The sequence below is a fragment of the Salinicola sp. MH3R3-1 genome, assembly GCF_001937155.1.
GTDB lineage: Bacteria > Pseudomonadota > Gammaproteobacteria > Pseudomonadales > Halomonadaceae > Salinicola > Salinicola halophyticus.
In genome coordinates this window covers 37200-47797 of sequence record NZ_MSDP01000026.1, presented here as the reverse complement: position 1 = coordinate 47797, position 10598 = coordinate 37200, and the positions used below count along the sequence as shown (strand labels likewise).

Genomic DNA, 10598 nt, shown 5'->3' with positions numbered 1-10598 from the left:
CCTTATCACCGGCTGCACGCATCGTCTCGACGAGGGATGCCGAGAGACGAGACGTGGTGTCCAGGTTCTTCGTAATGGCCGCTTTGAGCGCGGTCTTCGTGCCATCACCGTTCAAGTCGATGGCGGTCGCCAGCGAGTCGGTCTGGCCTGCGATCTGCTTCGCGAATTCGTCGCTCAAGAACTGCTCAGGGGAGAGCTGTTCGGGTAGCTGGGAGAGCGCGGTCTCGATTCTGTCGATGACCGTCGCGGTCTCGCCGCCGCTTCCGCTCCAGTTGCGCTGGGCTGACATGTATCGATCGGCGTACTGGGTGATCGAATTCAACGCTTCGCGGTCGCCGCCGCGAGCAGCTTCGAGCTGCTCGCGGAATGCACCGCCGGCAGCGGCGAGCTGGTCGGCTGGCGAAGCCGCGCCGGCACTCGTGCTCTTGAGCTGATCCAGATAGCTATCGATGTTGGTGATCGCGCCAGCCAGGTAGTCGCGAGCGTTCGAGAGCGCGCTGGCGTAACGCTCCTGGATGTCGGCGGCTGCTTCGGCCGCCTCGTTGGCGTCCTCCTGGGCGTAGATCTGCTTCTGCAGCGCGGTGAGCGAGCCGTCGAGGGATTCGAGCTCGTCCTGGCGCCGACGCTTGGTCGCTTCGGCTGTACGGCCCTGGGCTTCGAGTAGCTGGATCTCGAGATCGTTGCGCTGCTGCGCGAGTTCGGCAGCGGCACGCGCACGGTCAGCGTCGGACTGCGCCAGGTCGTCATTGGCAGATGCCGCATCGCTCGCGGCAGGTACCAGGTCGGCGAACGAGCCGGCCACACTCATGAGGGTTGAGTAGGTCTCCCGGCCCGCGCTGCTGTTGAGGTTTAGGCTCTCGACAACGGCGCGGAACTCGTCACGCGAGGAAGAGGCGGAGAGGCTAGTGCCTTTGAGCGCCTCGTTCAGGCTCTCCGTCTGGCGCGTAACGCGCTCCTGCTCGGTGTAGAACGCCTGGTAGTAGGTCTCGGTCTGGGCCTGGAATGCCTCGATGCCGCCGGCGGCTTTGACGAGCGAGTCGGCTGCATCGATCGCATTGTTGGCGAGCGTGTTGAAACGCAGGTTCAGGCTATTGGCCGCGTCCGAGACGACGCCGAAGTTCTGGATGCTCGAGACGAGCTGCTCGAGCGTCTGGTCGATGCTGTCGGTGGTCTCGGCGACGACACGCTCGGCGTAGTCGCGCACGTTGCCTGTCAGCCCGTCGACGAAGTTCCCCAGTTGCAGGGCGGCGGCGATCTCGGGGATCTTCTCCTCGAGATTCTTCGCGGTGACGTCGCCGACGTTATCGATGAGGCGCACCACGGCATCAGATGACGCGCTCTTGAGCCCGTCGATGATGACCCCGACGCGCTCTTCGGTGATTTCCGAGATCGAATTCGAGCCGTCCTCACTGAAGGATTGACCGTCCAGAGCGTCACGCACGGCGCTGACCTGGCTATCGTTGGCCGCTCGCGCGAGCTCGTTGTCGATGTCCTTGAGGCCATCCAACCAGGTTGCCAAGTCGTCCGGGTCCATCTTCGTTTTGAACGACAGCCCGAATTGACCGAACTTCGAATCTCGCTGGCTCCAGGATTCTCCGTCGACCGTCGTGCCGTAAAAATCGTCGGCCGCGCGATCGTTGTCTTGCACTAGGCCCGCGCCGACCGTGCGGGAGCTGCCGAACGCGGAATCCAGCACACCACCCAGAGCACCGCCCGCGAGCGCGCCCAGCGGCCCGCCGAAGTACGTCCCGATACCGGCGCCGATCGTCGAGCCCCAAGCCGAATTCGCGTCTTTCCCGAAGACGCTCGAGCCGAGCTTCGTGCCGACCTGGCTGCCGACGTAGCCGGCGCCGAGGGATGCGACGCCGTTCATACCACTGAAGTTAGAGAGGGAGCCTCCGAACTGGCCGCCGCCAGTTGCGACTTGAGAGCCAAAGCCGCTCGAGTACGACGTCGCACCTGTGGGCGCGCCGGTCCAGTTGATCGCCCCGAAGCCGTCTGTAATGCCCTGGTAGATCGTCTTGCCCAGGCTTCCGAGATCCATGCCACCGGTGCCAAAACCACCGCTAGCGCCATTGGCGGACGCCGTGCCGGTACCGGCGAGAGACGTACCCAGCGACGCGGTAATTTTGCGCGTGGTGTAGGCATGGATGATCTCGGCGAGCGTGCTGATCGCCAGATCCTTGAATGATTGGAACGTGTTCTTGGCACCGCTGAGCGTGTTTTCCCAGAAGTCGACGAAGGCATCGTCCATGCGCTCGACGCTACGCGTCAGGGCGGTTTCGAGCGCCGTTGTCTCGCGCTTCACGTCACGGGCGGCTTGCTGCCCATCGAACCCGTATTCCTGAGCCGCATCGCCAGCGTTGCGGTAGAGCTGATCGAGCTGGCCAACGGCTACCAAGTATTGATCTAGCGTCAGCTTGCCGCCGGCCCAGGCGGTCTGGAGCAGGATCTGATCAGACAGGTATTCCCGCTGAGACTTGGCCACGGGATCGAGGCGATCGCGCAGGGTCTGAAGTGAGTTGCCGAAAGAGTCAGTCGATTTGGTCAGCGTCGCTACCGAGCTGGCGGTATCGTCAGTCGTTTCGCCGACGTCGAACAGCCACTGGTCCATCGTTCTGAAGATGCTGACACCAGAAGTCGCCGACTGCTTTAGCCGCGCGACTTGCGTGTCGAAGTCATCAAGGCCTTGCTCTAGGGTAGCGACAACGGATTTCGCTTCCGAGAGTTGCGGGCTCAGCTTTTGACTCTGAAACCAGGCCGAACCCGCGCGGCCTTGGTTGGTGATCATCTGCTCACGGTTTTGCTTTTCCAGGGCGGCAAACTGTTTCTGCAACTTCTCCGCTTCGATCCGTGCTTCGACGAGATCCTGAACCAGAGATGCCCGCTTGTTCCGGATCTGCGCTTGGGTCAGACCGTCGAGGCTGCCGGTCAGCTGGTCGACCCTGGCCTTCGTCTCGTTTGCCTTGACGCTGACCAGCCCCAGCTCTTCGCGGAAGGCGTACAGAGCCCCGACGGCGATAAGAGCAGCACCCACCGGGCCACCGATAAGAGCCAAGGCGGCGGATGCTCCACGAGCAGCCGTTGCCATAGCGCCGGCTGCGGCAGTGGAGGCGCGCATCGCGCCTGTGTATGCACCTTGGGCCGTGGTGGCCGCACGCGTTGCGGCGGTTTGCTGAGCAGACGCGACGGTAGCCGCGCGACTGGCAGAGGTGACGGCCGCTTCCGATTCCGCGAGGGTTGCGTTGGCGGCCGAGAGCTGACGCGTAATGGTCGTTTCGGCCGTGCGAAGTTCGGCCAGCCTGGCGACCGAGCGTTGACGTCCTGTCGCCGAGATCTGCGCCTTGAGACGTTGTGCTTCCAGTTCCCGCTCGGCGACCAGGGATGCGCGAGCCTGGGAAATGTTCGCGGCGTTGTTGGCGGCATCCTGGCGGGCTGTTAACGCGCGTCGTGCCGCCAGCGCAGCATTGTTGGCAAGGGCTGTCTTCTCGGCTGCAGCGGTGCGCGCCAATGCCAATTGCCGGCCCGCCTCGGCGGCGCTTGCCTCTCGCTGGGCCTGGGTGTCTCGAATCGTAGCGACGGTGCGGGCGGTATATCCCGCCGCTGAGCTGGCCAGTGCTCCCGCGACTCGGCCGCCATAGATCGTGGCCAACACTGTGCCGACGGCCACGAGCTCGTCCATGTGCCCGACGAGTCCGAGTATCGCGTCACCCGCTTGATCTACAGCGCCGCTGACTTGATCGCTGGTTCCCACCCACTCAACCATCTGGTTACGGGCGACAGCCATTTTCTGGCCGAAGGAAGCGATCGAACCACCGAACGTCTCATCGATAGACGCGCTGGCCTTTTCCAACGCGTTGACAACGATCTCTGCGGTGATGCCACCGGAAGCAGCGAACTCACGCAATTCGCCGAGCGTCATATTCAGCGAGTCAGCGATCGCGTACATGATCGCCGGAGCTTGCTCCGATACGGAGTTGAATTCATCCCCACGGAGGGCGCCGGCGGCAAGCCCCTGCGACAACTGTACGATAGCGGCCGATGCTTCCTCCGCTGTGGCGCCGCTAACCGCGAAGGATTTGTTGATCGTATCGACCAAGCGATACGTGCGCTCCTGGCCGAGATTGAGCTTGGTTGTCGCTCGAGTCAGGCGGGCATAGAGGTTGGCGGTGGATTCGTAAGACGTGCGGCTCTCATTTGCGATCGCCAATAAGCGCTGCTGGCTGGCGATCAACTGATCATTGCTATCAGTGACGGTACGAATCTGGTTGGAAGTATTCGTCCAAGCGTCCGAGTAGCTGATTACCTCACGAACCGAAATCGCCCCACCTAGGGCGAGCAGCGAGTTGCGGGCGAGATCGCTGATCCGGTTGAGTTCCGTGACCTCCCGGTTGACACCTCGCACGCTGCGGCCAGTCCGATCGAAAGCGGCCGAAGACTGACGACCTGAGCGATCAGATGTCGACCCGAACTCACGCACCTCTCCAGAGGCATCACGCAGCGTTCCAGAGAGATGGCGACCATCTCCCCGGAGCGTGACTTTGAGTTGAAGATCGTTGGCCATTTAGCGTTTCGCCTGTTCTCGCATGGCTTTGAGCGCGCCGCGCTCGAGCAGTCGGATCTGTTGGAAGCGGTCCCGAAACTCGGCAGGCGGCACGGTGTGGATCTCCATCACCACGCGCACCGCCGCATAATCCAATCCGGTCAGGCCGCCCATCGGGGCGTGTTTCCACTGGGTGGCGCAGTCGAGGAAAAGCTCCAGGGCGTCCCAGTTTTCCGGCAGCACCTCGAACTCGTCGGCCATTGATTCGTCCGGCTCATCCGGTAGCCGAACGCCGAGTTCCGCCGCTTCCGCGCGAAACTCGGCCTCCGATCGTGAAGCCCGGCCACCACCGGCCCAGAAACGGCCGGCGTCGATCAGGTTCTGGGCCGGTTCTTTTTTGCGATCGACTCGTGGTAGGCACCGACCGTGGCAGCGGAGAGCGCGGGGTCGTTCTTGACGGCATCGAGCAGCTCGTCGCCGCTCAGCGGTTGGCCGTCCTCGCCGGGGATCTCGATCTCGCTGACGCCTTTCAACACGGCGTCGAGCAGGCTGGTGTCCTCCGGCATCGACTTGGCTTCGTTATGCGGTAGCACTTTGAAGTGCGCCTTGAAGCGGCCGGTCTGCTCTTTGCCCTGTTCATCGAAGACAGTGGCGGTGACGGGATACGGATAATTGCGGCTGGTGTTGACCTTGAACACGGGCATGGCTCCTGAGATGTCTGAATCGCCGCTGGCCTTCCCAGCGGCTTCGGGCTGGATGAAACGTCCCAGTGGCTTGGGGCTGGTTAGAAAGAGCGCCGCCCTCAGCGGCAGATGATGCGAACTTCGTCGTTGCCCTCGACCGGCTCCGGCCGGTAGTTCATCGAGAGCATCTGCACGCCGTCGTCGTCGGCGTAGGTGGGGCTTGCCAACGAGCAGGACGGCATGACGATCTCGATGATCGAGCCCGCCTTGGTGCCGTGAATCAGCGAGATCTCGCCGGTCTCGACATTCAGCGAGCGCTCGAAATAGTTCACTGCGGCGACGCCAGGGTCATCGATCGTCAGCGAGCCGCTCGGCTGACGCCCGGTGATGGCGATGTCGTTGGCCCCGACCACGGTGCGCTGGCGTGTCTGCGCGCTCATATCGAGCGAGAAAGACTGGAACGGCGATGCGACGCCAAACACCTTCAGAGGCTTGGTGTTGATCGTGTTGATCGGTAGCGCCTTGGGCCAGTGAGTGAGATCCACCTCCGGCAGCGCGACGTTCGTCACCGGCTGAATCAGCGCCATCAGCGTGACCTGGAGCGCCGGGATCGACTCGGCATTCAGCGTGAACTGCGGCGTGCCCCGCGCGCCGCGCCCTTCGTGCAGGTTCTTGTCGACGTGGCAGTAGAAACGGCCGCTATCTTCGTTGTCGGAGACCGGCGCATAGACAACCTGGGCAGGTGTCTCGCCGTCCTCCGGTACGATGGTCTCCGCCCAGCCGCAGGCGCGCAGCAGTGCGCCCCAGGGCGGCGGTGTGCCCGGCTCAGCTGACGTCGTCAGTTCGACGCCCACCTGCACCTGGACGTGCTTCTCGCCCGGCGCTTGCGGCGCGTTGCCGTAGTAGGGCCGGATATAGCTGCGGTCGATGTCGTTACCGGCCAGCGGCGTCACGTCGATGGAGGTCGGCAGGATCGCCGCCATGTCCGGCACGGTGTCCGCGTTGTAGCTCCCTTCAATGCCGAAGCGCAGCACGCGGCGATTGGTACGTTGGTTACTCACGGGTTTGTCTCCTGAGATTGATCGGCCCACCAGTAGTCAGTCGAGACGACATCGACCCAGAACAGGGCGCTGTCGGTCAGAGCGAGCAGTTGCCCGCCGTTCCAGCGAATCGGCAGATCCGCGCTAGGCGGTTGCCAGTAGATGAGTTGCGAGAGCACCGGTTGGCGCATGGCAGCCAGTTGATCCGCGGCGTTGCCAAAGCGGGCACTGCCGTAGCGGGCAACGCCTGTCACGACCATTACCTCAGTAGTGACCTTGTGGCGCGTGTGTGGGTGACGCTCCTGGTGCGTGACGCGATCGCGACCGTTGACCAGAGAAAGACTCGGGTTGGCCCGGACCTGTTGGGCGGCCTTGATGTCCGCCGCCAGGCTGGCTTGCACGCCAAGCTCGGCCGCGTTCAGCCGCTCGAGCCACGGCTCCAGGCTCAGCATCAGTTGGCCTTGCTACCCGACGCCGGCAACTCTTCGACGACGAGACCGGCATTGGCCAACAGCTCCTTATGCGCACTATGGTTCCTGGCGATCTCGACGGTTTGCCAGCTGCCGGTGAAGACCAGGCCGATCGCGGTTCGCTTGGCGCCGGTCTGCTTCGTTCGCACTCGCAAGCGAACCGATGTCGGCTTGTAGGGCGCTTTCTGCTCGACCGGCGCCGTGGATTTCTCCTCGGTCGTCTTGGGGGCGTCCTGTTTTTCCTGGGGCTGGGTTTTCGTGGCCATCGTCGGCTCTCCTCAGAATCCGCCGCCGGGGAATACCCGGCGGCCGGTGTTGAACTGAACGTCGCCGGCGGAACTGGGCGACTCGGTGGCGGCCTGGCCGAGCTTGATGTCGCCACGAGAAACGCCGAGCAGGAACCGCATGGCATCGTCGTAACGGCCTTTCACCGCATCGCTGACCTGGTCGTCGTAGAGCCGATAGCGGGCGATGTCGGCAGCGATCGCGGCGACCGCCCCCGGTACCGGCATCATCGGCGTCTCGATGCCGGCAGCGGAAAGACGACCATCGATCTCGCCGGCCGCGTCATCGCAGGCGCGCTGAACGGTACCGGCGTCAATGCCACCGTTGCCGTCCGGCGCGAGCGCGCGGATCTCGTCATCGCCGAAGCGAGTGACCAGCGCCGCCTGGTCGACGTAGCTCATGGCTATTCGTCCTCGTCCGGGTCAGCCGGGAACGAGCACTCTTCGACGATCAACGTCGGGTCGCTCTCGAACGCGGAGATCTGCTCGGCGGTCAGGCCGGAGAGTGCGATGCCGTGACCCTCCGGCGTGAACACCTGTCCGCAACGACGGCGGCGCAGAATCGCCTTCCGGGTGCGAATGAACAGCGCCGGGATCTCGGTCTGATTGCTGACAGTAGTCTCGTCGTCCAGATCGCCAGCCTTCACGCCCTCGGCGATGCGTTCGCCGGCTTCGGGATCGATCGGCGGCAGCGCTTCGCCCGAGCCGTCGCCGGTGACAGATTCATTCACAGGCGTGTCGCCAGCGGCCTGATCGCCGGTGATCTGCTCGAGCGGGCCAGAGTCCGGCGTGTCGGTCGGCTCGGCGGCGGATTCGACGGTTGCCGCCGGCGTTGCCTCCGATTGCCCGGTTTCCGATTCTGCTGCCGACTGGGGCGCTGCCTTCGGTTCCTCGACGGACGGCTGCTCGGTCTTGGCCTCGGCAGGTTTTGCGGTGCTTTTGGCACGGCTGGATCGCTTGTTACTGGTGGTGGCCATGTCGCGTTCTCTCCTCGGTGAGTGGAGGCTTGGCGCCGCTTACGCGGCGCTCGGCAACCAGGGGTTGAGGATCAGTTGCGACGTACCCGCCCACTCGTTGGTAGCGCCGTTGGCCGCCTGGCTGTTGTTCAGCACACGCCGCGCAGCGCCTTCCATGGAGCCCGACACCATGGTGTGGGTATGGCGCAGCGCCAGCGGGCGGCCGTGGTCGCCCTTGAGATCCTGCAGGCGCTTACGGGCGGCCTCGTAGGTCTCCGGGGTGAACGGCTGGTTGGAGCGCACGATCAACTGCCACAGGCCCGGCCCGGCGTTGACGCGGGCATCGACGCCGAACACGAAATCGTCCGTCATGAAGACGCGGTCGCTGTTCAGATCGGTAAGCGCCCGGAACGAGTAGTCTCGGCGACGCTGGAAAATCAGTGGCTTGATGGCGCGGGAGAAATCCGCCACGTACCAGGCCGCGCCGCTACCGCCCATGTCGTTGGAGACGGAGGTCTCCTTACCGTCCTTGTCCAGCACCGGGTGGTCGGCGTCGAACAGCTGCTGGCCGTCGTAGCAAACCGGATTGGCAGTCAGCACTTCCACGGCCAGCTCGTTGGGGTGTTCGCGACTGGAACGGCCGAACTCCTGGAACGTGGGGCCGTAGAGGCCGTAGGTGTCGTCCTCGATCGCATCGCGGGAGACGCCGGCGGTCAGCTCGAACTTGCGGTTACGGATCGCGAACTGCGCGCCCTCAAGGCCATGAATGACGCGATCGCCCAGCCATTCGCGCATGCGCGGCAAGGTCTTGAGCCAGGGATAGACCTCGACGGCGGTGGTCGAAGGCACCACGGTGCAGATCTGCTCATACTGCGAGCCGTTGTCGCCCAGGGAGTTGAAGCCTGCCTGGAAGTTGGTGTTGTAGCCCTTGAACAGGGCCTGGAGATTCGGGGATGTGAGATCCATCGTCGGTCGTCCTCGTTAACTGGTGATCGCTGCGCGGGGCGCGAGCTGTAGGGAGTGCCGGTTAGCCCAGCGCCACGCCGTTGGTCGGGTCGACGTAGACCCACACGCCGCCATCACCATCGACGCCGTCGACGATCCCGGCCGGGGAACGTGTGCCGCCGCCGTCAGTGAGCGCCACGGTCTCGGCATCGATGGCGTAGCACGGCTTGCCGATATCACCGGCGGCGATCTCGTCAGCGCCGCTTGCGCCGAGGAACTTGAAGAACCCCCGCGACACCTCGGCGTGAGCATCACCGGAGAGGCCGCCCGAGTTGTCGACGAGCTTGTCGAACACGCCAACGGCGGTCAGACCGGTGGCTTCCTTGCCAGGCTGGACGTAGCCATCGGCATCGATCATCGCAAGCGTGCCGGCGTAGCAGACGGCCCCGGCAAGGACGAGGTGGGCGCGACGTAGCCCGGCGCGAGATGCGGTATTGCGATTCATCGGTGGTGATCCTCGGTTGCGAATTCAGCGAGATCCGGTGCGCTGGTTACTGCGCCGGCGCCGGGTTGGCCTTGCGGTAATCCTCGGGAGAGATACCCGACGCGCGGCAGACAGCCAGCTCGGTCTCGGAAAGTGCGTCCGGCTTCTCGTCCTTCGGCGGCTTGCCTTGGGTCTGCGAGGCACCGCGCAGTGCGGCGATCGCGGGAGCGCCGTCGAGATACGCCTTGCACGCGGCGAGCCCCTGGCCCTTGAGCCAATCCGCCGTCGCCTGGCCGGGGATGCGACCATCTTTCAAGCCGTCTTCGATCAGCCCCTTCAGTTCGGTGTCATTGCTGCCGGTGCGCAGTGCGGCGAGGGCCGTCTGCTGCTCGTCGAACACGGCCTTGGGAACGTACTGGGTCATGTCCGGCTGGGATGGCGTTACGCCGGCTTTCAGCGCGGCCACGGCCTCGGCGGGTTTTGCATCGGCTTCGGCACCGAGTGCCTGGCGCAGTGCCGTGGCGTCCTCGTTGCCCGCTTTCAGTGCGGCGAGTTTCTGGTCGATCTGTTCGTCGGTGGCGTTCGATGCCAAACCGAGCGCGGCAATCAGCTTTTCGCGGTCCACGGTGGTGACCTCCTGGTCATGGGGATTGCGGCCTGACGACATGCGCGCGGCGGCCAGTTCAGTGATAGCGCCGGTATCGATCGCCGGCGTGTTGGTCAACGCGACGTGCAGCAGGTCGAGCACATCGCCCGACTGCGCGTCGTAGGGGAAAACAGGGGAGAGATAGCGATAGGAGTCATCGCCGATCGCCGCCTTGGCAGCGGCCGTCCACTTCACACGGCCATAGAGGCCATCGGAGCGCCATTCGAGCGAACGCGGGTCGACCCAGCCAGCGGCAGGCGCCGGCTGGCCGTTGCGCTCGGCGAGCAGCGTCTGGTGCTCGTAGTCGATGACTATATCGGTGGAGCGGGCGGCAGCAAGATCGATGATCGAGCGGGCATGCGCCTCGTCCAGATGCCACGGCCCCTGGCCCTCGAGCGATCCGCGCGGCGCCGTGAAGGTGCCGGCGGGAATCAGCCGGGTCAGGTCATCGCTGGCAGAGACGCGCAGCGAGCAGACCGCCACAGGGTTGGCGGTCGGTGCCGAGCAAGCGGCGATGGGGTGGCGTGGTGCGAGTGTCGTATCCATG

At 64.4% G+C, this 10598-nt stretch carries 11 protein-coding genes; all 11 read right to left on the bottom strand.

Annotated elements, in window-relative coordinates; all coding sequences use genetic code 11:
• A partial coding sequence (locus BTW08_RS15415; RefSeq protein WP_139313683.1) for a tape measure protein occupies window positions 1-4564 on the bottom strand: 4564 nt, incomplete at its 3' end.
• Entirely contained in the window at window positions 4565-4804 is a 240-nt protein-coding gene (locus tag BTW08_RS15410) for a DUF1799 domain-containing protein (RefSeq protein ID WP_075563416.1), read from the bottom strand.
• 113 nt (window positions 4805-4917) lie between these two features.
• Window positions 4918-5241 (bottom strand): hypothetical protein, encoded by a 324-nt coding sequence (locus tag BTW08_RS15405; protein WP_139313682.1) that lies wholly within the window; start codon window positions 5239-5241, stop codon window positions 4918-4920.
• A gap of 104 nt (window positions 5242-5345) precedes the next feature.
• Window positions 5346-6287, bottom strand: coding sequence for a phage tail tube protein (locus tag BTW08_RS15400; RefSeq protein WP_075563414.1), 942 nt, complete (start codon window positions 6285-6287; stop codon window positions 5346-5348).
• Window positions 6284-6718: a hypothetical protein gene (locus tag BTW08_RS15395; RefSeq protein WP_075563413.1), complete on the bottom strand. Its 435-nt coding sequence runs from the start codon at window positions 6716-6718 to the stop codon at window positions 6284-6286. Before BTW08_RS15395 ends, BTW08_RS15400 begins: the two co-directional genes overlap by 4 nt.
• Window positions 6718-7002 (bottom strand): hypothetical protein, encoded by a 285-nt coding sequence (locus tag BTW08_RS15390; RefSeq protein ID WP_075563412.1) that lies wholly within the window; start codon window positions 7000-7002, stop codon window positions 6718-6720. Before BTW08_RS15390 ends, BTW08_RS15395 begins: the two co-directional genes overlap by 1 nt.
• A gap of 12 nt (window positions 7003-7014) precedes the next feature.
• Window positions 7015-7422, bottom strand: a complete 408-nt coding sequence (locus BTW08_RS15385; protein WP_075563411.1) for a DUF1320 domain-containing protein — start codon at window positions 7420-7422, stop codon at window positions 7015-7017.
• Window positions 7423-7424: 2 nt separating this feature from the next.
• Window positions 7425-7997 (bottom strand): hypothetical protein, encoded by a 573-nt coding sequence (locus BTW08_RS19260; protein WP_210403262.1) that lies wholly within the window; start codon window positions 7995-7997, stop codon window positions 7425-7427.
• Window positions 7998-8036: 39 nt separating this feature from the next.
• Entirely contained in the window at window positions 8037-8942 is a 906-nt protein-coding gene (locus BTW08_RS15375; RefSeq protein WP_075563410.1) for a Mu-like prophage major head subunit gpT family protein, read from the bottom strand.
• A gap of 61 nt (window positions 8943-9003) precedes the next feature.
• On the bottom strand, window positions 9004-9426 hold the full coding sequence (locus BTW08_RS15370; protein WP_075563409.1) for a hypothetical protein: 423 nt from the start codon (window positions 9424-9426) through the stop codon (window positions 9004-9006).
• A 46-nt stretch (window positions 9427-9472) separates the two neighbouring features.
• Entirely contained in the window at window positions 9473-10597 is a 1125-nt protein-coding gene (locus BTW08_RS15365) for a phage protease (RefSeq protein ID WP_083627919.1), read from the bottom strand.
• Window position 10598: the final 1 nt, after the last annotated feature.

Coding starts and splice junctions, on each gene's coding strand:
- BTW08_RS15385 (WP_075563411.1), bottom strand. CDS start 7,422: ATGAGCTACGTCGACCAGGCGGCGCTGGTCACTCGCTTCGGCGATGAC.
- BTW08_RS19260 (WP_210403262.1), bottom strand. CDS start 7,997: ATGGCCACCACCAGTAACAAGCGATCCAGCCGTGCCAAAAGCACCGCA.
- BTW08_RS15375 (WP_075563410.1), bottom strand. CDS start 8,942: ATGGATCTCACATCCCCGAATCTCCAGGCCCTGTTCAAGGGCTACAAC.
- BTW08_RS15390 (WP_075563412.1), bottom strand. CDS start 7,002: ATGGCCACGAAAACCCAGCCCCAGGAAAAACAGGACGCCCCCAAGACG.
- BTW08_RS15395 (WP_075563413.1), bottom strand. CDS start 6,718: ATGCTGAGCCTGGAGCCGTGGCTCGAGCGGCTGAACGCGGCCGAGCTT.
- BTW08_RS15370 (WP_075563409.1), bottom strand. CDS start 9,426: ATGAATCGCAATACCGCATCTCGCGCCGGGCTACGTCGCGCCCACCTC.
- BTW08_RS15410 (WP_075563416.1), bottom strand. CDS start 4,804: ATGGCCGACGAGTTCGAGGTGCTGCCGGAAAACTGGGACGCCCTGGAG.
- BTW08_RS15365 (WP_083627919.1), bottom strand. CDS start 10,597: ATGGATACGACACTCGCACCACGCCACCCCATCGCCGCTTGCTCGGCA.